We start from the raw sequence: 21,707 nt of genomic DNA, 5'->3' as shown, positions 1-21,707 counted from the left end.
CGCTTATTTCGCGTTCTTGTCCCGGAACGCCTGACTGGCCATTTCGCGCAGGTTGCGCGTGGCGCTGCGTTCGGTCGCGGGGTTCCATGCCAGCGAAATGCCGATCGTTGCATCCGCGGGAAAATCGGCCAGCGTCTTGTAGACGACGTTGGTGCCGGGCAGGCGCCGGCCGCCGGCCGGTACCAGGGCCACGCCCAGGCCGCTTTCCACCAGGCTGAGCAGCGTCTGCACCTGCACCGCCTCCTGCGTGATGCGGGGCGTGAAGCCGCGTAGCTGGCAGGCGTTGATGGCGGCCATGCGCAGGCCGGCAGCCTCGGTGGCGGTGTACATGATGAAGGCCTCGTCGGCCAGGTCCGCCAGGCGGATGCGGCCGCGCCGCGCCAGCGGATGCGTCTTGGGCACGGCCAGCGCGAAGTTCTCGGTCGTCAGCGGCGCGAGCCGCACGTTCGATCCCATCGCCACCGGCACGCGCACGATGCCGATCTCCAGCGTGTCTTCCTCGAGTTCCTGCATGATGCGTATGGAGGTGGCTTCGCGCAGCACCACGGTGACGCCGGGATAGCGTTGCCGGAACTGCGGCAGGATGCGCGGCAGCACGCCGTGCGTGGCCGAGCCCACGAAACCGATGCGCACGGTGCCGCCTTCGCCCGCGGCGCCGGCGCGCGCCGCCTGCCGGAACTGTTCGGCATGAAACAGGGCGCGGCGCGCCTCGTCCAGCGCGGCCAGGCCGGCTTCGGTGAGTTTCACCCCCTGGCGTCCGCGCAGGAACAGCGGCACTCCCACCATCTCTTCGAGCTTGCGTATCGAGACGGACAGGGGCGGCTGCGACATGTGCAGTTTTTCGGCAGCGCGGTGGAAATTCAGCGTTTCGGCCAGGACCAGGAACTGCTGCAGATGACGGAAATCCATGCGGGCGCTCCAGATGGCATTGGGCATGGATGATATGAAGTTCGTATCGATAGGGGTATTGGTGCTATCCCTTCGGTATCGGGCATTCACGCCGCGCCAGCCCCGGGCACAAGACGGCGGCGGTATGATGGAACGCATTACAAGGAGGAAACACCATGAATGAAGTCATCGTCGCGTCCGCCGTCCGCACCGCTATCGGCGATTTCGGGGGCGCGCTGAAAGACGTGCCGCCGTGCGACCTGGGCGCAACCGTCATCAAGGCCGCGCTGGAACGCGCCGCCGTCAAGGGCGATGAGGTCGGGCACGTCGCCGTGGGCCACGTCATCAACACCGAACCCCGCGACATGTACCTGTCGCGCGTGGCGGCCATGAACGCCGGCATCGCCAAGGAAACCCCCGCCTTCAACGTCAACCGCCTTTGCGGTTCGGGCTTGCAGGCCATCGTGTCGGCTGCGCAGACCATCATGCTGGGCGATGCCGAAATCGCCATCGGCGCGGGCGCCGAAAGCATGAGCCGCGCGCCGTACATCGCGCCGGCGCAGCGCTGGGGCGCGCGCATGGGCGATAGCGTGATGCTGGACATGATGACCGGCGCGCTGTCGGATCCGTTCGGCCGCATGCACATGGGCGTGACCGCCGAGAACGTGGCGGCCAAGTTCGGCATCAGCCGCCAGGACCAGGACGCCGTGGCCGCGGAATCGCATCGCCGCGCCGCGGCCGCCATCGACGCGGGCTACTTCCGCGACCAGATCGTGCCGGTGGTCATGAAGTCGCGCAAGGGCGAAGTGGTGTTCGACACCGATGAGCATGTGCGCCGCGACGTCACGGCCGAAAACCTTGCGGGCCTGAAGCCGGTGTTCCAGAAGGAAAACGGCACGGTGACGGCGGGCAACGCCTCGGGCCTGAACGACGGCGCGGGCGCCGTGGTGCTGATGAACGCCTCGGTCGCGGCCAAGCGCGGCGTCAAGCCGCTGGCGCGCCTGGTGGCCTATGCCCACGCGGGCGTGGACCCCAACATCATGGGCATCGGTCCTGTGCCGGCCACGCAGGCCGCGCTCAAGCGCGCCGGCCTGACGGTGGATCAGCTGGACGTGATCGAAGCCAACGAAGCGTTCGCGGCGCAAGCCTGCGCGGTGTCGCGCGAACTGAAGCTGGATCCGGCCAAGGTGAACCCCAACGGCAGCGGCATCGGCCTGGGCCACCCCATCGGCGCCACCGGCGCGATCATCACCGTCAAGGCGCTGCACGAACTGCAGCGCGTGGGCGGGCGCTACGCGCTGGTGACCATGTGCATCGGCGGCGGCCAGGGCATTGCCGCCATCTTCGAGCGGATCTGAAGCGCCTAGGGGCGCCTCTGGGCGCCCGGCTGCAAGACTGCCCCCTCGCTGCGCGAGGGGGCTTTATTTTTCCAGGTAGTCCTGGGCCCACGCCTGGCATTCGGCGCGCAGCAGCGCGCCCATCTGCGCCCGCCGCGGCGCGTCCAGCCGGCTGCTGATCGCGCCGAAGCTGAATGCCACCCAGGTCAGTTCCGACACCCGGAACGCCACGCCCACGCCCGACACGCCGGGCGTGATGGTGTCCACGATTTCCGAATAGCCCGCTGCGCGCGCCTGCCTGACCGATTTCATCAGGGCAGCGCTGGATGCGCCGATCTGCGCGTAAGTGGCGGAGTGCCGCGCGTACAGCGCGGCGATTTCCTCGTCGTGCAGGGTGGCCATCAGCGCCAGGCCGCCCGCGCCCACGCCCAGAAGACGCCGCTCCCCCTGGTCGATGGTGAATACCTTGACGGGGAACGAGCCAGCCTCGCGCAGCAGGCACAGGGCGTAGTCGCCCTGGCGTATCACCAGGAACACCGTGTCGCCCGACAGGCGCGCGAGCTTCTGCGCAAACGGACGCAGCGCGTCCAGGAGCGGCGTGCGCCGCAGCGCCGCGAATCCCAGTTGCATGGAATCCACGCCCAGGCGGTAGCGCCGGGTTGTGGCGTCGCGCTCGGCGAATTGCTCTTCCAGCAGGCAACTGAGCAGCCGGTGCGCGGTGGAGCGTTCCAGTCCGGCCTCGGCCATGACGCCTTGCAGGTCTATGCCGTCTTCCTGGTGCTGCGCCAGTACGCGCAGCAGGCCGAGGGCGCGCCGCATGCTCTGGGTACCGCCTGTGGATCCACTGTTGTTCATAATGTGGGAAATATTGATTGAATATTTTGTATTTTAGGATTCCAGGTGCGTTAATTCAATCCAGTCGACCGCGCCGCCTCTCAAGGCGCGGCAGAACAAGGACGAGGAGACCATGGAATACGCCACCCTGGCCGTCGAGCGGCACGACTCGGTATGCCGCATCAGCCTGGCGCGCGAATCCGCGCGCAATGCCCAAAGCCAGCAGATGCTGGACGAACTGGATGACGCGTTGACGCGCGCAGAACAGGACGACTCGGTGCGGGTCGTGGTGTTGGCCGGGCGCGGCGCGCACTTTTCCGCGGGCCATGACCTGAAGGAAGCCCAGGCCAAACGCGCCGACTTCACGGTGGAGGAGCGCTGGGATTACGAGTCGCGCCGCTACTACGGCTATTGCATGCGCATCTGGGACTTTCCCAAACCGACGGTGGCGCAGGTGCAGGGCGCCTGCGTGGCGGGCGGTTTCATGATCGCCAATATGTGCGATCTGGTGGTGTGCTCCGACACCGCCTATTTTTCGGATCCCGTCGGCCACACGCTGGCGGCCGCCGCCACCGAGGTGCTGATCCATCCCTGGGTCATGGGGCTGCGCAAGGCCAAGGAAATGCTCTACACCGGCGAAAAGGTGGACGCGCAGGAAGCGCTGCGCATCGGCATGGTGAACCGCGTGGTGCCCGAGGCCGAGCTGGACGCCGCGACCCTGGCGCTGGCGCAGCGCATCGCGCAGGCGCCGCCTTTCGGCCTGCGCCTCATCAAGCGTTCGCTGAACCGCACCGCGGACGCACAGGGCTTCCGCACCGCTCTGTCGGCGCATTTCGATACGCACCAGCTGTCGCATCTGAGCGAGGAGTTCCAGGCCGTCCGTGCACGCGGCCTGGCGCAAGCCATCCAGCGCAATAAGCAAATGCCCCCACGCGACGCAAGCGCGCTGCCCCCCGAGGGGGCGCCTTTTGCCTTGGGGCGGCCCGGCGGCAAAACGGGTGAGGCAGCATGACTCTGGACCCCTTGCTCAACCCGCGCTCCATCGCGATGATCGGCGCCAGCGCCGACGCAGGGCGCATCGGCGGCATGCCGCTGGATCTGCTGACGCGCTTCGGCTATGCGGGCGGCATCTATCCCGTGAATCCGAAGTACCAGGAAGTCTTCGGCCGCCGCTGCTGGCCGGACATCGAGTCCGTGCCCGAGGCGGTGGACCTGGCGGTGCTGGCCATCGCGGCCGCGGACGTCACGCCCATGCTGCGCCGCTGCCACGCAAAGGGCGTGCGCGCCGCCATCGTCTACGCCGCGGGCTTTGCCGAAGCGGGCGGCGAGGGCGCGCGCCTGCAGGACGAGCTGGAGGCCTTTGTGGCCGAAAGCGGCATGGCCGTGGCGGGCCCGAATTGCATGGGCTTCGCCAACCTGAACACGCAGGCCTACACGGCGTTCGCCTCGGTCTTCAAGACCGCGCCGGCGCAGACGGGGCCGGGCAAGGTCAGCCTGCTGACGCAAAGCGGCAACGTGTGCGCGGCGGTGTACGCGATCGCGCGCCGGCTGGACCTGCCGTTCTCGCATTTCATCAACACCGGCAACGAAGCCTGCCTGGATTTCTCGCAATACCTGGAGTACCTGGCGGCCGACCCGCAGACGGAAATCGTCCTGGGCTACATAGAACAGTTGCGCGATGGCGAGCGCTTCAAGCGCGCCTGCCGCGAACTGGAGCGCCAGGGCAAGTTGCTGATCGCGCTGAAGGCCGGCACCACGGACAAGGGCGCGCAGGCGGTACAGTCGCATACCTCGGCGCTGGCCGGGGACCGGCGCGTGTACGGGGCTGCCTTCCGCCAATTGAATGTGATCGAGGCCACCGATTTCGCGCAGATGGCGCATCTGGCCAGCCTGGCCACGCTGCGTCACCGCTCGGCGGGCAAGCGCGTCGCGGTGCTGACCATGTCGGGCGCGCTGGGCGCCATCCTGGCGGACAAGTTCATCGGCGCAGGACTGGAGTTGCCCGATCTGCCGCCGGACCTGCAGGCGGTACTGCGCGGCGGGATTCCCGACTACGGCATGGTCGGCAATCCGGTGGACGTGACCGGCAACGTGGTCAACGATCCCGCCTTTGTGCATACCGTGCTGGAAGGGCTGGCCACCACCGATGCGATCGACGCCGTCGTCGTGTATGCGCCCGGCTACATGCTGGACCGCATGGCCGACGCGCTGACGGACGTGTCGCGCCGGCACAAGCGCCTGTTCGTCGCCATCGATACCGGCCTGGCCCAGAGCCGCGCGGCCTTGCGCGACGCCGAGGTGGCCGTGTTCGAGGACTTGGGTCTCGCGGTCGCGGCCCTGGCGCCTTACCTGCTGTGGTGCGAGGCGCGCGGCGCCAAGCGCATCGCGGCGGCGCCGCAACGGGACGCGCCAGCGGTGCCGGCTGTGCCCTGCAATGAAGCGGATGCGCGCGGGTACGTGGCTGCTTTCGGCCTGCCGCAAGCACGGACCAAGGTGGCCGCGAACGCGGATGAAGCCGTCGCGCAGGCGCGGGAGGCCGGATATCCGGTTGCCCTGAAGATACTGAGCGCCGACATCGCCCACAAGACCGAGGCGGGCGGCGTGGCGCTGAACCTGGCCGACGACGACGCCGTGCGCCGCGCGTACGGCGAGGTGACGCGGGCGGCGGCCGCGGCGCAGCCAGGGGCGCGGATCGACGGCGTGATGGTGCAGAAGATGGAGCGCGGCGTGGCCGAGATCATTGTCGGCGCCACGCGCGATGCCGTCTTCGGTCCGGTGCTGACCGTGGGGCTGGGCGGGGTATTGACCGAGCTGTACCAGGACACCAGCCATCGCCTGCTGCCGGTGGACGAGGACATTGCGCTGCAAATGCTGCAGGAGCTCAAGGCCTACGCGCTGCTTGACGGTTATCGCGGCAAGCCCCAGGCCGACGTGGCGGCCGCGTGCCGCAGCATCGTGGCCGTGGGCAATGCCTTGCTTGCCGCGCCCGCGCATGTGGCGGAAATCGAAGTCAATCCATTGCTGATCAAAGAGGCTGGACAGGGCGTTGCGGTATTGGACGCGCTGATCCTGCCCGCAACCCGTAGCGCCTAGCGCGCAATCCATCCCAGGAGGAGACAAGCATGATGAAGAAACTATTGGCCGGCGTCGCGCTGGCTTGCATCGGCGTCACGGGTCCGGCCATGGCCCAGGACAGCTATCCCAACCGTCCGATACGCATCGTGGTGCCGTTCTCGCCAGGAGGCGCGACCGACATCATGAGCCGCCTGCTGGCGGAAAAGCTCAGCGGCAAGCTGGGCCAGCCGGTAATCGTGGAAAACAAGCCGGGCGGCGGCACCATGATCGCGTCCGACTACGTGTCGCGCGCCGAACCCGACGGCTATACCTTGCTGATGGCGGCTTCGTCGCTGGGCATCGCGCCCAGCATCTACGCCAAGGTGAACTACGACCCGATCAAGGACTTCGCGCCCATCAGCCAGGTGGCCTCGGTGGTGCACGTGCTGGAAGTGCATCCCTCGGTGCCGGCCAAGAACGTGGGCGAGCTGATCGCCTACCTGAAGGCGAATCCGGGCAAGGTCAGCTACGGTTCGGTCGGCACCGGCAGCTCGACCCATCTGGAAGCCGAACTCTTCAACAGCATGGCGGGCGTGCAGATGACGCACATTCCGTACAAGGGCAGCGCGCCAGCGCTCAACGATCTGGTGGCGGGCCGCCTGCAGGTCATGTTCGACGCCTGGGCCTCGTCCGGCCCCTTCGTGAAGGACGGCAAGCTGCGCGTGCTGGCGGTGACTACCGCCCAGCCCTCGGCCTCGGTGCCGGATCTGCCGACCGTCGCGGCCTCGGGCCTGCCGGGCTATTCCGCCATGCCCTGGCTGGGCCTGGTGGCGCCGGCGCGTACGCCGCAGCCGGTGGTGGACAAGATCTACAGCAATCTCGCGCAGATCCTGCAGCAGCCCGACGTCAAGGCGCAATTCACGGGCCTGGGCCTGGACATCATCGGCAGCGATCCCAAGACCTTCGCCGCTTTCATCCGCCAGGACGTGGCCACGTGGGCCAAGGTCGCGCGCGATTCGAACATCCGCCTGGAGTAATGGCATGACGCAGTTGGAAAGCGCCGCGCGGGAAGACGAGGCGTTCCGCCTGGACTTGCGCGGCTGGCTGGCATCGGCCTACGCCGGTTTCGTCAAGGATTGGCCGGGCGGGGCCGAGCCGCGCAACCTTGATTTCCGGCGGGCATGGGAAGACACCCTGTGCGCCAACGGCTGGTCCGGTTTGGGCTGGCCCAAGGAGCACGGGGGCCGCGCCCTGCCGCTGTCGCGGCAGGCAGTGTTCCACGAAGAGCACGCGCGCTGCGGCGCGCCGCTGGGCGTGAACCTGATCGGGCACGGCATCCTGGCGCCGACGCTGCTGCATTTCGGCACCGAGGCGCAGAAGCGCCGCTTTTTGCCCGGCATCCTGTCGAACCGCGAGGTCTGGTGCCAGGGCTATTCGGAACCGGGCGCCGGCTCCGACCTGGCGTCGGTGCGCACGCGGGCGGAGGCGGCGCCGGGCGGCTATCGCTTGAACGGCCACAAGATCTGGACCTCGTTCGCCGACCGCGCGCAATGGTGCTTCGTGCTGGCGCGCACCGATGCGCAGGCGCCCAGGCACAAGGGGCTGAGCTTCCTGCTGGTGGACATGCGCAGCCCGGGCGTGCGGGTCGAACCGATCCGGCAGATCACGGGCGAGGCCGAATTCTGCGAGGTGTTCTTCGAGGATGTGTTCGTGCCTGAAGACTGCCTGCTAGGTGCGCCGAACCAGGGCTGGAAAATCGCCATGGCCGCGGCCAGCTTCGAGCGCGGCACCTACTTCATCCCGCGGCTGGTGCGCTTCGCGCAGGAACTGCGCCAGGTGCGCGAACTGGCGTTGCGCGCCGACGCCTACGGCCACGTTCCGGCGTCCTCGGCGGCGGTGCGCCATCAGTGGGCGCGGCTCGCGGCCGACAGCCATGTGCTGGCGTTGAAGTCGCAGCGCGCGCTGGCCGGCGCGATGCGCGGCGATCCGCCGGGGCCCGAGGGGTCTTCCACCAAGATCCATTGGAGCGAAGCGCATCAGCGGCTGCTGGAACTGTCGCTGCAACTGCTGGGCGAGGATGCCTGCCTGGCGGACGACGCGAGCGACGCGCATGCCGCCGAACTGACGCATGCCTATCTGTGGTCGCGCGCCGAAACCATATTGGCCGGCACCTCCGAAATCCAGCGCAATATCATCGCCGAGCAGATGCTCGGCCTGCCCAAGGCTTGAACCTCATGGATCTGCATCCGACCGAAGACCAGCGCATGCTGGACGACGCGGCCCGGCGCTTTCTGGCCGACCGCCATCCGCCCGCCACGGCACGCGCCGCGGCCGGCAAACCCTATGAAGCGCGCCTGGCGCAATGGCGCGAGATCGCCGCCCAGGGCTGGCCGGCGTTGCTGGCGCCGGCCGCGCAGGACGGACTGGGGCTGGGCATGCGCGAAGCCTGGATCGTGGCCGAAGCCGCCGGGCGGCACCTGTTGAGCCTGCCGCTGGCGGCCAACATGGCGATACTGCCGACCCTGTGCGCGGCGGGGCCGGCCGCGGGATGGGCTGCCGCCGTGATGGCGGGCGACACCTACTTTGCTGACGCTGCCGTGCGTCCCGACGGATCGGTCTTCATCGAAGGCGCGGGCGAGGGCGTGCGTGCACTGGCCGTGCGGCGCTTGAGCGCCACCGCCCTGCGCCTGGAGGCGCTGGCGCCCGTATCCGGCGAGGCGCGGCTCGATCCCACCATGCCGGTGGCGCGTGTGACCCGCCCGCAATTGCTGGACAGCGTCGATCTGGAGGTCGAGGCGGGAACCTGGGAGCGCCTGCGGACGCGCCTGCGCCTGTTGCGTTCGGCGGAGCTGCTGGGCGCTGCCTCGGCCGCGCTGGACATGGCGGCGGCCCATGCACGCGAACGCCGGCAGTTCGACCGCGCCATCGGCGCCAACCAGGCGATCAAGCACCGGCTGGCGGAAGACTGGATGGCCCTGGACGACGCCAGGCTGGCGGGCGTGGCAGCGGTTGCGGCGCATGACGCGGGCGCGGCTTCGGCGGAACGCGACAGCCTGTTCGCGCCATTGCTTGCGGTGGAGGCGGGCCGGCGCGCGGCGCAGAACGCCATCCAGGTCCACGGCGCGTTGGGCGTCACCTGGGAGTGCGATGCGCACCTTTACCTGAAGCGGGTGCTGCGGCTGGCGGCCGGCCTGCAAGCCGAAACGTCCCGCGCGGAACTGCTGGAACGCATCTGGGAGAGCGGGGACGGCCGGCTGGCCGCCTGACGCAGAGGCGGCGTCCGACCTACAATCGCCGCCATGCATAAATCGAACTTTCCTTCCGAGCTGGACCAGCCGACCCTGTCCGAGGTGGACGGCGTCCGCTATCTGCACTTCAACACCGTCTGGGTCCAGGGCGCCATGCGCATCAAGAACCCGTCGGAGCTGGTGCTCGAGTACACCGCCCAGATGATGGCCTGGCTGCTGTTCCTGGAGCCGCCCAAGGACGAAGCCATCGGCATGCTGGGCCTGGGCGCCGGCTCGCTGGCGCGCTACTGCGTGAAGCACACGCGCAGCCCCTTGCTGGCGGTGGAATGGAATCCGCGGGTGACGGCGGCTTGCCATATGTTCTTCCGCCTGCCCGGCGCGAACCGCCTCGAAGTCGAACACGCCGACGCCGGCGCCTGGGTGGCCGATCCGCTCAACGCGGGGCGTTGCCCGGTGCTGATGGTGGACTTGTACGACGCCATGGCCGAGGGACCGGTGCGCGACAGCGTCAAGTTCTACCGCGACTGCCGCCGCGTGCTGGGCGAGGTCGGCGTGCTGGCGGTGAACCTGTTCGGCCGCCACGAGAGCTTCGGCAAGAACATCGACAACCTGTCCAAGGCCTTCGACGATCGCATCGTGCTGCTGCCCGAGGTCGAGGCGGGCAACCAGATCGTGCTGGCGTTCTCCGGCCCGCGCCTGGAAGTCACCCCCGCCGAGCTGTTGGCCAGGGCCGAGGTGGTGGAGGCCAAATACGGCCTGCCGGCGCGCCGCTGGGCCCGCTCCCTGACCCGCCACGCGGTCGATGGGGTGCTGCACTTCTGATTTTGTCCCCTTTTTTCGGGATGAATCGAAGGGCCTCCGGATGCCGGAGGCCCTTTTTATTCCTAGGGTAGCTACCGAGGAGCAAGGGGTTTTCTTTTTCCCGCATCCAGCACTATCATGGTCTTATTCATAATTATGAATTACGGTGCAGTCCAGGCCGCTGACCCATGACCCTTCCCATCGTCCGGCAAGCCCTCTACCTGGAAGTCGCGGATCGCCTGCGCGGCATGATCCACGCGCGTTCCCTGCGCAACGGCGAATGGATAGACGAATTGCGCCTGGCGGGCGAGCTGGGCATCTCCCGCACCCCTTTGCGCGAGGCGCTCAAGGTGCTGGCCACCGAGGGGCTGGTGCGGCTGGAGCCGCGCCGCGGCTGCTTCGTCAATGAACTCTCGGCGCAAGACCTGGAAGACATCTTCCCGCTGATGGCCATGCTGGAAGGGCGCTGCGCCTTCGAGGCCGCGCGCAAGGCCAGCGATGCCCAATTGGCCGAGCTTGAACCCCTGCACGCGGCGCTGGCGGGCCATGCCCAGGCTGGCCGCATCGATGCCTACTACAAGACCAACTACCTGATCCACGAAGCGGTGCAGGCCCTGGCCGGCAACCAATGGCTGTCGGACATGGTGGGCAATCTGCGCAAGGTGCTGAGCCTGTCGCGCCACCGCAGCCTGTCCCAGCCCGGCCGCATCCAGCAGTCCTGCGCCGAGCACCTGGCCATATTCGAAGCGCTCAAGGCGCACGACAGCGAGGCCGCGCAGGCGCTCGCGCACAACCACCTGATGCGCCAGCTGGAAGCGCTGCGCGCATTGAGCCATGCGGACGCCGCCGATGCGGCGCCGTCCGATCCCATCGTCATCGAGGAGCCCGCCCATGTCCGCACCCGCCAATCTCGCGCCCGCGCGCGGCGCACGCACGCCTGGGCCCGAGGCCGAGGCCATCGATGAAGCGGCCGCCGCCGAAAGCGCGGGCCTGATGTCCCGCCTGGGCAAGCTGTGGGAACGCGGCCGGCTGCCCAGTGAATCCGAAGTCCGGCGCTTGTTCGAAGCGCGCCTGACCGACGTGGCCGCCAACAAGCTGGCCCGCCGCTGGTGCGAGCAGTACAGCGCCGCGGACGGCAAGGACCGCCGGCTGATGCTGACCGCGCTGGCGCAGGCGCGCGGCAGCTACGCTGGCGAAGGCGGCGAGGGCGCGCGCCTCTTCAAGCGCTTCAATGCGCAGCCCCAGGGCCTGCGCTTCCTGGTGGAGCTGCGCGCGGACATGCTGCGCTGGCGCAAGCAGGTGGCGGGCATTCAGATGCTGGACAAGGACCTCGAGGGTCTGCTGTCCGCCTGGTTCGACGTGGGCCTGCTGGAACTGCGGCCGCTGACCTGGGATTCGCCTGCATCGCTACTGGAAAAGTTGATCCTTTACGAAGCCGTGCACGAGATCACCTCCTGGGACGACCTGCGCCGCCGCGTTTCGCCGGACCGTCGCTGCTACGCCTATTTCCATCCGCAGATGCCGGGCGTGCCGCTCATCTTCGTGGAAGTCGCCTTCGCCAGCCAGATGGCCGACAACGTGCAGGTGCTTTTGGACAGCACCCTGCCGCCGCAGGACCTGGACAAGGCGCGCTGGGCCATCTTCTATTCCATCTCCAACACGCAACCCGGCCTGAAGGGCATCAGCTTCGGCAACTTCCTGCTCAAGCGCGTGGTGGAGCAGCTGCTGCATGAACTGCCCAAGCTGAAGTCCTTCGCCACGCTGTCGCCCATCCCGGGCTTCGCCGACTGGCTGGGCAAGCTGGACGCCGAGGCGGTGGAGGCCATCGTGCGCGAGGACAAGGTGCGCGCCAAGGCGCGCAAGCGCGAGGGCGTGCCCGACGGGCGGCGCTGGGTTGCGCGCCTGGCCAAGGCGGCCCAGGGCAAGGCCGCCGACGTGGTCAAGCGCGCGGGTTTCCGCCTGACAGCCAATTATCTGCAGTCCATGAAGAACGGCATGCCGGTGGACGCGGTGGCGCGTTTCCACCTGGGCAATGGCGCGCGCATCGAACGGCTCAATTGGGCCGCGGATACCTCGCCCAAGGGACTCAAGCAGTCCTGCGGCTTGATGGTGAACTACCTCTACGACCTCGACGAGCTGGATGACAACCTGGCCCGGCTGGGCGAGGGCAAGCCCCAGGTCAGCCGCGGCGTGGGGCGGGTGGCATAGGCGTCGCGCCCGCGGCGCAACTACATAAGAAAGAGGGCAGGAGACATGACGGACAACGTGGCCGGCCGCGTGCTGCTGGAACGCGAGGGCGATCTGGCGCGGGTGACGCTATCGCACCCGGGGCGCCTGAACGCGATTACCGTGGGCATGTGGCATGAACTGCGGGACGTATTCACGCGCATTGCGCAGGACGATACCGTGCGCTGCGTGATCGTGCGCGGCGAGGGCGGCAACTTCGCCGCCGGCGCCGACATTCGCGAGTTCCCCGCGCAGCGCGGCGACATGGCCGGCGTGCAGCGCTACCACCGCCAGGTGCTGGCGCCTGCCTTGCAGGCGGTCGCCCTGTGTCCGCATCCGGTCGTCGCGCAGATCGAAGGCGTATGCGTGGGCGGGGGGCTTGAGATCGCCAGCCAGTGCGATCTGCGGATCGCGGGCGAATCCGCGCGTTTCGGCGTGCCGATCAACCGCCTGGGATTTCCCATGGCGCCGGACGAAATGAGCGGCCTGCTGGCCTTGGTCGGACGCGCCGCCACCCTGGCCATCCTGCTCGAAGGCCGCGTGTTCGGCGCGGCCGAGGCCCGCGAGCTGGGCCTGCTGACGCGCGTCGTTCCCGACGACCAGGTGGTCGACGCGGCCAAACGCAGCGCCGAGCGCATCGCGGCTGGCGCGCCGCTGGCCGCCCGCATCAACAAGCGCCTGTCGCGCAGGCTCGCCGCCGGCGGCGCCTTGACCGAAGACGAATACCAGGATTATTTCTCGTACGCCGACAGCCGGGACCACAAGGAGGGCGTGCGCGCCTTCCTGGCCGGCGTGGACCCTTCCTTTTCCGGAGACTAGACAAGGTGACCAACGCTAATCTATATGCTGTCCTGCAAGGCGGCTTTCCCAAAGACCGCAGCAAAGTCGCGCTGGAAACGCCCGACTTGCAATACACCTGGGACGACATCGATCGCGCCACCGCGTGCCTGGCCAATCTGCTGACCTCGCTGGATCTGCCGGCCGGTTCGCGCGTGGCGGTGCAGGTCGAAAAGTCGCCTGAAGCGCTGCTGCTGTACCTGGCCACCTTGCGTGCCGGCCTGGTCTACCTTCCGCTGAATACCGCCTACCGCGAATCGGAAATCGAGTACTTCCTGGGTAATGCCGAGCCGGCCGTGGTGGTCTGCGCCAGCAAGAACCTGGACTGGGTGCAGCGCGCGGCAGACAAGGCGGGCACCGCGCACGTGTACACGCTGGATGAAGACCGCAGCGGCACGCTGCTGGATGCCGCGGGCGGCCTGCCGCAGACTTTCAAGACCGTCGCGCGCAAGCCCGACGATCTGGCTGCCATCCTGTACACCTCCGGCACCACCGGGCGCAGCAAGGGCGCGATGCTGTCGCACGGCAACCTCGCCGCCAACGCCCGCGTGCTGCACGACTATTGGGGTTGGCGCCCGGACGACGTGCTGCTGCACATGCTGCCGATCTTCCATGTGCACGGCCTGTTCGTGGCCTCGCATGGCGCCTTGTTGGCAGGGGCCAGGATGATCTGGCTGCCCAAGCTCGACGTCGACCAGGCCTTGCACTACCTGCCGCAGAGCACCGTGATGATGGGCGTGCCAACGTACTACGTGCGTCTGCTGGCCGACCCGCGCTTTGACCGCAGCGTCTGCGCCAACATGCGCCTCTTCATCTCGGGCTCGGCGCCCTTGCTGGCAGAGACCTTCTCGGACTTCCAGAAACGCAGCGGCCACGCCATCCTGGAACGCTATGGCATGAGCGAGACGGTCATGCTTACCTCCAATCCCTATGACGCCAAGCTGGGCGAACGCCTGGCGGGTACCGTGGGCCGCGCTCTGCCGCAAGTGCAGGTGCGCGTGGTCGACGATGCCGGCATCGCGCTGGCGCCGGGCGAGATCGGCAACGTGCAGGTGCGCGGGCCGAACGTGTTCTCGGGCTACTGGCGCATGCCGGAAAAGACCGCCGAGGAATTCACCGCCGACGGCTGGTTCAAGACGGGCGACGTGGGCCGCTGGGGCGGCGAGTCCGCGGGACGCGACGTGCCCGCCGACTACCTGTCCATCGTGGGCCGCAGCAAGGACCTGATCATTTCCGGCGGCTTCAACGTGTACCCCAAGGAAATCGAAACGCTGATCGACGACATGCCCGGGGTGGCCGAATCGGCGGTCATCGGCGTGCCGCACGCCGACTTCGGCGAGGCCGTGGTGGCCGTGGTGGTGCCCAAGGAAGGCGCGGCGCTGGACGCGGATGCGATGCAGGCCGAGCTGAAATCGCGCATCGCCAATTTCAAGGTACCCAAGCGCGTGCACATCATCGGCGAACTGCCGCGCAACACCATGGGCAAGGTGCAGAAGAACGTGCTGCGCGAAACCTACAAGGCGCTCTGACGTACGCGCCGACCGCTCCCCGATCTGGGGGGCGGGTTTTCTTCAGGCCCGGCGTGTGATGCGCAGGCCATCTTTCAGGAGCGCTCGCCCCCAAAAAAAACGCAAGTCCCAGCAGCCCATTCCATACAAAAACTTCAAGAGACGAGACGCACATAACCGCGCCGTCCCCATGCTGCAGCAAGAGGAGACAATATGAAATATCGCACCACCGCCGCGGCCGTATTCGCCGTGGCCGCCCTGGGCTTTGGCGGCGTCGCCGCCGCACAATGGCCTGAACGCCCGATCACGCTGATCGTCCCGTTCCCCGCAGGCGGCGGCACGGACACCTTTGCCCGTCCGCTGGCGCAGCAACTGACCACGCAGCTGGGCCAGCCCGTGGTCATCGACAACAAGGGCGGGGCGGGCGGAACCGTGGGCGCGGGCGTCGCGGCCAAGGCCAGGCCTGACGGCTACACCTTCTTCATGGGCGGCGCGCATCATGCGCTGGCCCCCTCGTTGTACAAGAACCTGAACTACGACATCCAGAAGGACTTCGTGCCGGTCGCGCTGGTCGCCCAGCCGCCGCAGGTCATCGTCATCAATCCGTCCAAGCTGCCGGTGAAGACGGTGCAGGAATTGATCGACTACGCCAAGAAGCGTCCCGGAGAAATCAACTTCGGCACTGCCGGCAAGGGCAGCACGCATCACCTGGCCGGCGAGCTGTTCGCCATGCAGACCGGCATCAAACTGGTGGACGTGCCCTACCAGGGCGCCGGGCCCATGCTGTCGGCGCTGATCGGCGGACAGGTGGACCTGGCGTTCGACGGCCTGGGTTCGTCCGCCGGCCATATACGCTCCGGCACGATCAAGCCCCTGGCCGTGGCTGCCACCGAACGCTCGCAATCGCTGCCCGACGTGCCCACCGCCGCCGAGGCCGGCGTACCGAACTACGTGGTGTCGACCTGGTACGCGATCTGGGCGCCCGCTGGCACGCCCAAGGAAGCGGTGGACCGGATGAGCGCCGAGATCACCAAGGCCCTGAATGCGCCGAAGATCAAGGAAACCTGGGCCGGCAACGGCTCGGCCGTGCCCACCCTGACCGGCGCCGAGTTCGGCAAGTTCGTCGATAGCGAGGTTGGGCGTTGGGCCAAGGTGGTGAAGGACTCGGGGGTGAAGCTGGATTGATGGCCGCGAGTCAGGCGTGCGCCACGTGGCGCGCGCCCTCCCTCACCGCCATTCACTCGCCTGGCTCAGCTTGGCCAACTGATCATGCGTCAGCGCCAGGCTGGCCGCCTTGACCAGTTCGTCCAGTTGCTCGAGCGAGGTCGCGCTGACGATGGGCGAGGTGATGCCGGGTTGCGCGATCTGCCAGGCCAGCGCGGCCTGGGCGGGCGTGCAGCCGGCGTCCTCGGACACTTCGTCCAGCGCTTTCAGGATCCGGTAGCCGCGGTCGTTGAGATAGGTGTCGACGATCTTGCGCCCGCGCGGGCTCTTGCCCGCGTCCGCGGGGCTGCGGTACTTGCCGCTGAGGAATCCGCTGGCCAGGGCGTAATAGTTGATCGTGCCTATCTGCTGCGTCTTCACCAGGCTTTGCAACCCGGACTCGAAGGGTTCGCGGCGGTACAGGTTGTATTCCGGTTGGATGCTCTCGTAGCGCGGCAGGCTGTGCCGTTCGCTCGCGATCAGCGCTTCGGACAGCCGCACCGCGGTGTAGTTGGAGGCGCCGATGGCGCGCACCTTGCCGGACTCGATGTGCTTGGCGTATTCGGCCAGGGTGTCGGTCAGCGGCGTGTCGGGGTCGTCCTGGTGCGACTGGTAGAGGTCGATGTGGTCCGTCTGCAGCCGGGCCAGCGAGGCTTCCAGCGAACGGCGGATGTAGGCGGGCGTCAGGCCCTTGGCGTCGGGTCCCATTTCCATGCCGACCTTGGTGGCGATCAGCACGCGGTCGCGCTTGCCGGAGCGCTTCAGCCATTTGCCGATCAGGGTCTCGGATTCGCCGCCCTGATTGCCCGGAACCCAGCGCGAATACACGTCCGCCGTGTCGATGAAGTTCAGGCCGGCGTCAACCAGCGCGTCCAGCAGCGAGTACGTGCCGGCTTCGTCCACGGTCCAGCCGAAGACGTTGCCGCCGAAGGTGAGGGGAGGAATCTGCAGGCCGGAACGGCCCAATGCGCGTTTGATCATGGTGAGGCCTCTGGATGCTGCGGTTGGCGGCGCGAAAGAAGTCCGGTTTCTGCGGATCCGGCCGCTGCGATTCCGGGCTTTTCAGTATATTGACGCCGCTGCGCCCCGCTGCGGGGCATGCTGTTGCGGCATGCACCATTTCAGGGATTCCCCCGAAACGCTTTGGGTGGGCGGCAAGTTAGACTATACGGCTTTATGGCTAGTCCGGCCGGCGGGGAGCCGCCAGCGGCGCCGTAATAATGAGCAAAAACAAGGGTTCAAGGAGCTTATCTATGCTGATCGGAAAAAAACATTTTCTGACGGTTGGCGCCATGGCGCTGGCGATGGCTATCGCCGCGCCTGTGTCCGCGCAGCAGAAATCCGTGGCGGTCACCGCCATCGTCGAGCATCCGGCGCTGGACGCCGTGCGTGACGGGGTGCAGGATGCCCTCAAGCAGGCCGGCTACGAGCCGGGCAAGAACCTGAAGTGGCAATACCAGAGCGCCCAGGGCAACAACGGCACCGCCGCCCAGATCGCGCGCAAGTTCGTCGGCGACAAGCCCGACGCCATCGTCGCGATCGCCACGCCGTCGGCACAGGCCGTCGTCGCCGCTACCAAGGACGTGCCGGTGGTGTATTCCGCCGTGACCGATCCGGTCGCTGCCCAACTGGTCGCCAGCATGGACGCCTCGGGCACGAACGTGACCGGCGTGTCGGATCTGCTGGCCCTGGACAAGCAGGTCGAACTGATCAAGAAAATCGTCCCCAACGCCAAGCGCGTGGGCATCGTCTACAACCCGGGCGAGGCCAACTCGGTCGTGGTCGTGAAGAAGCTGCAGGAAATCCTGCCGAAGTCGGGCATGAGCCTGGTCGAAGCGGCAGCGCCGCGCTCGGTAGACGTGGCTTCCGCAGCCCGCAGCCTGATCGGCAAGGTCGACGTCATCTACACCAACACCGACAACAACGTCGTGTCGGCCTATGAGTCGCTGGTCAAGGTCGGCAACGACGCCAAGATCCCCCTGATCGCTTCCGACACCGACAGCGTCAAGCGCGGCGGCATCGCCGCCCTGGGCATCAACTACCGCGACCTGGGCGTGCAGACGGGCAAGGTGGTGGTGCGCATCCTGAAGGGCGAGAAGCCCGGCGCCATTCCCTCGGAAACCATCTCCAAGCTCGAGCTCTACGTGAACCCGGGCGCTGCCGCCAAGCAGGGCGTGACCCTGTCCGATGCGATCATCAAGTCGGCCGCGGTGGTTGTGAAGTAATAATCAGCCGTACCCGCCCCGCCATGCCTACCCGGCGTGAGCGGGGCTTGTTTTATGTTCTGGTGTCTTGCCTTACCCCATGGTCTTCAGGGCGGCAGCATTCACAAGATGCTCGCGGCCCGGCGCAATGTGCTGGTCTTGAATGGCCGGCGGCCCGCCTTACGGCGTTGTGCCCGCCCGGCGTTTTTGCTCCCTGAATGGTCCTGCAGACTCATGCTGGCGGCCCGGCCGTCCGGCACGGGAAGGCTTTGGCAGGAAACCGGAGAAAATCCCTCGCAGGGAAACGTTTCTTGCGAAAGCTGGGGTAAAACTGACCCCGAAACGCAAGATATCCGACGCGGCAACTCTTTAATATGCTCGTTTCTTGCCTTCGTGCAAGTTTTTAATATGCCCGCTTCTTACTGATTGGATTTGACCCATGTCATTGTTCTCGTTGTTAGGTGCGTTGGAGATCGGCCTGATCTTCAGCCTGGTGGCTCTGGGCGTGTATATCTCGTTCCGCCTGTTGCGCTTCCCGGACCTGACCGTTGACGGCAGCTTCCCGTTGGGCGGCGCGGTCTGTGCCACGCTGATCGCCTCGGGCACCGACCCGTTCATGGCTACCGTCATCGCCACCATCGCTGGCGCCGCAGCCGGGCTGGTCACCGGCTGGTTGAACGTCAAGCTCAAGATCATGGATCTGCTGGCCAGCATCCTGATGATGATCGCGTTGTACTCGGTCAACCTGCGCATCATGGGCAAGCCCAATGTCCCGCTGATCACCGAACCCACCGTATTCACCATCCTGCAGCCTGAGTGGTTGTCGGACTACGTCGCCCGCCCGTTGATCCTGATCGTGATCGTGATCCTGGCCAAACTGGCGCTGGACTGGTTCTTCGCCACGCAGACCGGCCTGGCGGTGCGCGCCACCGGTTCCAACGGCCGCATGGCCCGCGCCCAGGGCGTCAACACCGGCCGCATGATTCTGGGCGGAATGGCGCTGTCCAACGCGCTGGTCGCGCTGGCGGGCGCGCTGTTCGCGCAGACCCAGGGCGGTTCGGACATTTCGATGGGCATCGGCACCATCGTGATCGGCCTGGCCGCGGTGATCGTGGGCGAAAGCATCCTGCCGTCGCGCAAGCTGGTGCTGGCCACGCTGGCCGTCATCATCGGCGCCATTGTCTACCGCTTCTTCATCGCCCTGGCGCTGAACAGCGATTTCATCGGCCTGAAGGCGCAAGACCTGAACCTCGTCACTGCGGTGCTGGTCACGTTTGCCCTGGTCATTCCCATGCTCAAGCGCCGCCTGGTCGGCAAGAAAGGATGAGGCCCACCCCCGAAGCGCCTGCGGCGCTTCCCCCTCAAGGGGGCGCCGCGCGCGGACCGGCAAAGCCGGCTCCGCGGCGGCCCCGATCGGGCTGTATGGAATTGATGTGGCCTGTGTGCTGCGATTGCACAATGGAGTACTGAAATATGTTGTCCGCAAAAGACCTCAAAATCACGTTCAACGCGGGTACGCCCATCGAAACCCGCGCCTTGCGCGGCCTGTCGCTGGAGATCCCCTCGGGCCAGTTCGTGACCGTCATCGGCTCCAATGGCGCCGGCAAGTCCACCTTCCTGAATGCAGTGTCGGGCGACCTGCCGGTCGACTCCGGCCGCATCGACATCAATGGCGTCGACGTCACGCGCCAGCCGGTGTGGGCGCGGGCGGGCCGTGTGGCCCGCGTGTTCCAGGACCCCATGGCCGGCACCTGCGAAGACCTGACCATCGAAGAGAACATGGCGCTGGCGCAGATGCGCGGCGCGCGCCGCGGCTACAGCCGCGCGGTCAAGGCCTCCATGAAGGAGGGCTTTCGCGAGCGCCTGGCCACGCTGGGCCTGGGCCTGGAAAACCGCCTGACCGACCGCATCGGCCTGCTGTCTGGCGGTCAGCGCCAGGCGGTCAGCCTGTTGATGGCGGCCTTGCAGCCCTCGCGCATCCTGCTGCTGGACGAGCACACCGCGGCGCTGGACCCGCGCACGGCGGACTTCGTGCTGCAGCTGACCGCGCGCATCGTGGCCGAAAGCCAGCTCACCACGATGATGGTGACCCACAGCATGCGCCAGGCGCTGGACGTGGGCGACCGCACCGTCATGCTGCATCAAGGGCAGGTGGTGCTGGATGTGTCGGGCGACGAGCGCCGCGGCATGGACGTGCCGGATCTGCTGGCCATGTTCGAGCGCGTGCGCGGCGAGAAGATCTCGGACGACGCCCTGTTGCTGGGGTAAGCGCCAGGCGCCGGTTGTGTGAACCACAGCCGGCGGCTTCCTGCCGCCCTAGATGAACCGACCCGGCCGGAAGGCCTCGTGGCGCGAGGCAGCGCCGCCATCACACATCAGTTCTCCCAGTATCCTGGCCGTGCCGGGCGCGGTGCTGAAGCCGATGTGCTGGTGGCCCAGCGCCAGCCACAGGCCGGGATGGCGCGGCGCTTCGCCTATCATCGGCCGGCTGTCGGGCAGCGTCGGACGCCGCCCCAGCCACGCCTCGGCGTCCAGCCGCCGGTCCAGCGGAAACGCCTCGCGGGCCCGCGCCTCCGCCAGGTCCAGCTGCAGCGGCCGGGCGGGCGCTTCGCAGGCGTCCAGTTCCACTCCCGTGGTCAGGCGCAGCCCGCGTGCCATGGGCGACAGCACGTAGCCGCCGCCGGTGTCGTAGACCGGGCGTGTCAGGCTGGCGCCGTCTGCGCCGCTGTAATGCATGTGGTAGCCGCGCTCGAACGCCATGGGCAGGTCTATGCCCGCCGTTTTCAAAAGGCCCTTCGACCAGGGACCCAGCGCCACCACCAATCGATCCGCCGCTACTGACCCGGACCCCTGCGCGCCTTGCACGATCCAGCCCTGGCCCTCGCGGCGGATGGCGCTGGCGGTCAGGCGTTGGAACGCGCCGCCCGAGCGCCGGAACAGGGCGGCATAGGCCGCGACCACTTCGTGCGGGTCATCGACAGAGTAGGAGCCCTGGATCCACAGGGCGCGGTGGAAGATGGGCGCAAGCGCGGGTTCGATCTCCGCGAGTTCCGCGGGCTGCAAGACCTGGGTCGGCACCTGGTACTGGGCAAAGGTCTTGCGCGACAGTTCGCCGCTGTTCCAGCCCAGTTCCGAGCGGTACAGGAAAACCCAACCCGTATCGCGCAGCCGGTGCGCCGCGCCCGATTCGTTCAGCAGCCGCAGGTGCTCGGGCGCCGAAAGCCGGATCAGGCCATCCAGCGCCTCCACGGTCTGCCTGAACACCGCCGGCCGGGCGTTGAGCAGGAAGCGGGCGGCCCAGCCCAGGTTCCGCGCCAGATAGCTCAGCTTGTAGCGGAACTGCACGGTGTCGTTCTTCAGCAGCCGCGGCAACTGCGGCCACAAGCCGGGGTGGTTGAACGGCATCAGCGAACTGCGCGCGATCACGCCGGCGTTGCCCAGCGAGGTTTCCAGGCCCGGCTCCTGCCGGTCCACCAGCGTGACGGACAGGCCGCGGCGCTGCAGTTCCAGGGCGCAGCAGACGCCCACGATACCCGCGCCTAGGACAACGACGTGCTTTCCCATGTC

Annotated in this window: 19 protein-coding genes; 15 read left to right on the top strand and 4 right to left on the bottom strand. The window is 67.5% G+C overall.

Annotated elements, in window-relative coordinates:
* Positions 1–3 precede the first annotated feature (3 nt).
* Positions 4–909 (bottom strand): LysR family transcriptional regulator, encoded by a 906-nt coding sequence (locus HV793_RS25420; protein ID WP_054452953.1) that lies wholly within the window; start codon positions 907–909, stop codon positions 4–6.
* Positions 910–1,064: 155 nt separating this feature from the next.
* On the opposite strand from HV793_RS25420, the gene bktB reads away from it, so the two are divergent.
* The gene (gene bktB, locus HV793_RS25415; RefSeq protein ID WP_054452951.1) at positions 1,065–2,246 is read left to right on the top strand and encodes a beta-ketothiolase BktB; all 1,182 of its coding nucleotides are present in this window, start codon (positions 1,065–1,067) and stop codon (positions 2,244–2,246) included.
* A gap of 63 nt (positions 2,247–2,309) precedes the next feature.
* Here bktB and HV793_RS25410 read toward each other — a convergent pair whose 3' ends face one another.
* The gene (locus HV793_RS25410) at positions 2,310–3,080 is read right to left on the bottom strand and encodes an IclR family transcriptional regulator (protein ID WP_175214123.1); all 771 of its coding nucleotides are present in this window, start codon (positions 3,078–3,080) and stop codon (positions 2,310–2,312) included.
* A 112-nt stretch (positions 3,081–3,192) separates the two neighbouring features.
* Between HV793_RS25410 and HV793_RS25405 the strand changes: the two genes are divergently transcribed.
* The 11 genes from HV793_RS25405 (at position 3,193) to HV793_RS25355 (ending at position 15,918) form a co-directional block, all read left to right on the top strand.
* Positions 3,193–4,071 carry an enoyl-CoA hydratase gene (locus HV793_RS25405; protein ID WP_244958698.1) on the top strand — a complete coding sequence of 293 codons (879 nt, stop codon included), beginning with the start codon at positions 3,193–3,195 and terminating at the stop codon, positions 4,069–4,071.
* Positions 4,068–6,152: an acetate--CoA ligase family protein gene (locus HV793_RS25400; protein WP_175214122.1), complete on the top strand. Its 2,085-nt coding sequence runs from the start codon at positions 4,068–4,070 to the stop codon at positions 6,150–6,152. Before HV793_RS25405 ends, HV793_RS25400 begins: the two co-directional genes overlap by 4 nt.
* Before the next feature lie 29 nt (positions 6,153–6,181).
* Positions 6,182–7,150, top strand: coding sequence for a Bug family tripartite tricarboxylate transporter substrate binding protein (locus HV793_RS25395; RefSeq protein WP_175214121.1), 969 nt, complete (start codon positions 6,182–6,184; stop codon positions 7,148–7,150).
* Between the two features lie 4 nt (positions 7,151–7,154).
* Positions 7,155–8,342 (top strand): acyl-CoA dehydrogenase family protein, encoded by a 1,188-nt coding sequence (locus HV793_RS25390; protein ID WP_175181784.1) that lies wholly within the window; start codon positions 7,155–7,157, stop codon positions 8,340–8,342.
* A 5-nt stretch (positions 8,343–8,347) separates the two neighbouring features.
* Positions 8,348–9,379: an acyl-CoA dehydrogenase family protein gene (locus tag HV793_RS25385; protein ID WP_175181785.1), complete on the top strand. Its 1,032-nt coding sequence runs from the start codon at positions 8,348–8,350 to the stop codon at positions 9,377–9,379.
* A 33-nt stretch (positions 9,380–9,412) separates the two neighbouring features.
* Positions 9,413–10,183, top strand: coding sequence for a class I SAM-dependent methyltransferase (locus HV793_RS25380; protein WP_059372341.1), 771 nt, complete (start codon positions 9,413–9,415; stop codon positions 10,181–10,183).
* A gap of 167 nt (positions 10,184–10,350) precedes the next feature.
* Positions 10,351–11,127, top strand: coding sequence for a GntR family transcriptional regulator (locus tag HV793_RS25375; RefSeq protein WP_175214120.1), 777 nt, complete (start codon positions 10,351–10,353; stop codon positions 11,125–11,127).
* Positions 11,054–12,370: a malonyl-CoA decarboxylase domain-containing protein gene (locus HV793_RS25370; RefSeq protein ID WP_175214119.1), complete on the top strand. Its 1,317-nt coding sequence runs from the start codon at positions 11,054–11,056 to the stop codon at positions 12,368–12,370. Before HV793_RS25375 ends, HV793_RS25370 begins: the two co-directional genes overlap by 74 nt.
* Before the next feature lie 45 nt (positions 12,371–12,415).
* Positions 12,416–13,207, top strand: a complete 792-nt coding sequence (locus HV793_RS25365) for an enoyl-CoA hydratase/isomerase family protein (RefSeq protein ID WP_119449998.1) — start codon at positions 12,416–12,418, stop codon at positions 13,205–13,207.
* A 5-nt stretch (positions 13,208–13,212) separates the two neighbouring features.
* Positions 13,213–14,754 carry a malonate--CoA ligase gene (locus HV793_RS25360; protein ID WP_175214118.1) on the top strand — a complete coding sequence of 514 codons (1,542 nt, stop codon included), beginning with the start codon at positions 13,213–13,215 and terminating at the stop codon, positions 14,752–14,754.
* A 192-nt stretch (positions 14,755–14,946) separates the two neighbouring features.
* Positions 14,947–15,918 (top strand): Bug family tripartite tricarboxylate transporter substrate binding protein, encoded by a 972-nt coding sequence (locus tag HV793_RS25355; protein ID WP_119449996.1) that lies wholly within the window; start codon positions 14,947–14,949, stop codon positions 15,916–15,918.
* A 42-nt stretch (positions 15,919–15,960) separates the two neighbouring features.
* Here HV793_RS25355 and HV793_RS25350 read toward each other — a convergent pair whose 3' ends face one another.
* The gene (locus HV793_RS25350; protein WP_175214117.1) at positions 15,961–16,917 is read right to left on the bottom strand and encodes an aldo/keto reductase; all 957 of its coding nucleotides are present in this window, start codon (positions 16,915–16,917) and stop codon (positions 15,961–15,963) included.
* Positions 16,918–17,189: 272 nt separating this feature from the next.
* On the opposite strand from HV793_RS25350, the gene HV793_RS25345 reads away from it, so the two are divergent.
* The 3 genes from HV793_RS25345 (at position 17,190) to HV793_RS25335 (ending at position 20,408) form a co-directional block, all read left to right on the top strand.
* Positions 17,190–18,161 carry an ABC transporter substrate-binding protein gene (locus tag HV793_RS25345; protein WP_054452924.1) on the top strand — a complete coding sequence of 324 codons (972 nt, stop codon included), beginning with the start codon at positions 17,190–17,192 and terminating at the stop codon, positions 18,159–18,161.
* Positions 18,162–18,579: 418 nt separating this feature from the next.
* On the top strand, positions 18,580–19,467 hold the full coding sequence (locus HV793_RS25340) for an ABC transporter permease (RefSeq protein WP_054452922.1): 888 nt from the start codon (positions 18,580–18,582) through the stop codon (positions 19,465–19,467).
* Positions 19,468–19,613: 146 nt separating this feature from the next.
* Positions 19,614–20,408 carry an ABC transporter ATP-binding protein gene (locus HV793_RS25335; protein WP_013395026.1) on the top strand — a complete coding sequence of 265 codons (795 nt, stop codon included), beginning with the start codon at positions 19,614–19,616 and terminating at the stop codon, positions 20,406–20,408.
* A 48-nt stretch (positions 20,409–20,456) separates the two neighbouring features.
* Here the strand turns inward: HV793_RS25335 and HV793_RS25330 are convergent, their stop codons facing one another.
* Complete coding sequence (locus HV793_RS25330; protein ID WP_175214116.1) at positions 20,457–21,704, bottom strand: NAD(P)/FAD-dependent oxidoreductase; 1,248 nt, start codon at positions 21,702–21,704, stop codon at positions 20,457–20,459.
* Positions 21,705–21,707 lie beyond the last annotated feature (3 nt).

The organism is Achromobacter aegrifaciens, assembly GCF_902859965.1.
Classification (GTDB): domain Bacteria; phylum Pseudomonadota; class Gammaproteobacteria; order Burkholderiales; family Burkholderiaceae_B; genus Achromobacter; species Achromobacter aegrifaciens.
This window is presented reverse-complemented; position numbering and strand designations above follow the sequence as displayed.

Bases quoted from the DNA above. Each gene is read 5' to 3' on its own strand.
- HV793_RS25400 (WP_175214122.1), top strand. From the start codon at position 4,068: ATGACTCTGGACCCCTTGCTCAACCCGCGCTCCATCGCGATGATCGGC.
- bktB (WP_054452951.1), top strand. From the start codon at position 1,065: ATGAATGAAGTCATCGTCGCGTCCGCCGTCCGCACCGCTATCGGCGAT.
- HV793_RS25380 (WP_059372341.1), top strand. From the start codon at position 9,413: ATGCATAAATCGAACTTTCCTTCCGAGCTGGACCAGCCGACCCTGTCC.
- HV793_RS25350 (WP_175214117.1), bottom strand. From the start codon at position 16,917: ATGATCAAACGCGCATTGGGCCGTTCCGGCCTGCAGATTCCTCCCCTC.
- HV793_RS25385 (WP_175181785.1), top strand. From the start codon at position 8,348: ATGGATCTGCATCCGACCGAAGACCAGCGCATGCTGGACGACGCGGCC.
- HV793_RS25375 (WP_175214120.1), top strand. From the start codon at position 10,351: ATGACCCTTCCCATCGTCCGGCAAGCCCTCTACCTGGAAGTCGCGGAT.
- HV793_RS25345 (WP_054452924.1), top strand. From the start codon at position 17,190: ATGCTGATCGGAAAAAAACATTTTCTGACGGTTGGCGCCATGGCGCTG.
- HV793_RS25355 (WP_119449996.1), top strand. From the start codon at position 14,947: ATGAAATATCGCACCACCGCCGCGGCCGTATTCGCCGTGGCCGCCCTG.
- HV793_RS25410 (WP_175214123.1), bottom strand. From the start codon at position 3,080: ATGAACAACAGTGGATCCACAGGCGGTACCCAGAGCATGCGGCGCGCC.
- HV793_RS25365 (WP_119449998.1), top strand. From the start codon at position 12,416: ATGACGGACAACGTGGCCGGCCGCGTGCTGCTGGAACGCGAGGGCGAT.
- HV793_RS25340 (WP_054452922.1), top strand. From the start codon at position 18,580: ATGTCATTGTTCTCGTTGTTAGGTGCGTTGGAGATCGGCCTGATCTTC.
- HV793_RS25390 (WP_175181784.1), top strand. From the start codon at position 7,155: ATGACGCAGTTGGAAAGCGCCGCGCGGGAAGACGAGGCGTTCCGCCTG.
- HV793_RS25405 (WP_244958698.1), top strand. From the start codon at position 3,193: ATGGAATACGCCACCCTGGCCGTCGAGCGGCACGACTCGGTATGCCGC.
- HV793_RS25420 (WP_054452953.1), bottom strand. From the start codon at position 909: ATGGATTTCCGTCATCTGCAGCAGTTCCTGGTCCTGGCCGAAACGCTG.
- HV793_RS25370 (WP_175214119.1), top strand. From the start codon at position 11,054: ATGTCCGCACCCGCCAATCTCGCGCCCGCGCGCGGCGCACGCACGCCT.
- HV793_RS25395 (WP_175214121.1), top strand. From the start codon at position 6,182: ATGATGAAGAAACTATTGGCCGGCGTCGCGCTGGCTTGCATCGGCGTC.
- HV793_RS25335 (WP_013395026.1), top strand. From the start codon at position 19,614: ATGTTGTCCGCAAAAGACCTCAAAATCACGTTCAACGCGGGTACGCCC.
- HV793_RS25330 (WP_175214116.1), bottom strand. From the start codon at position 21,704: ATGGGAAAGCACGTCGTTGTCCTAGGCGCGGGTATCGTGGGCGTCTGC.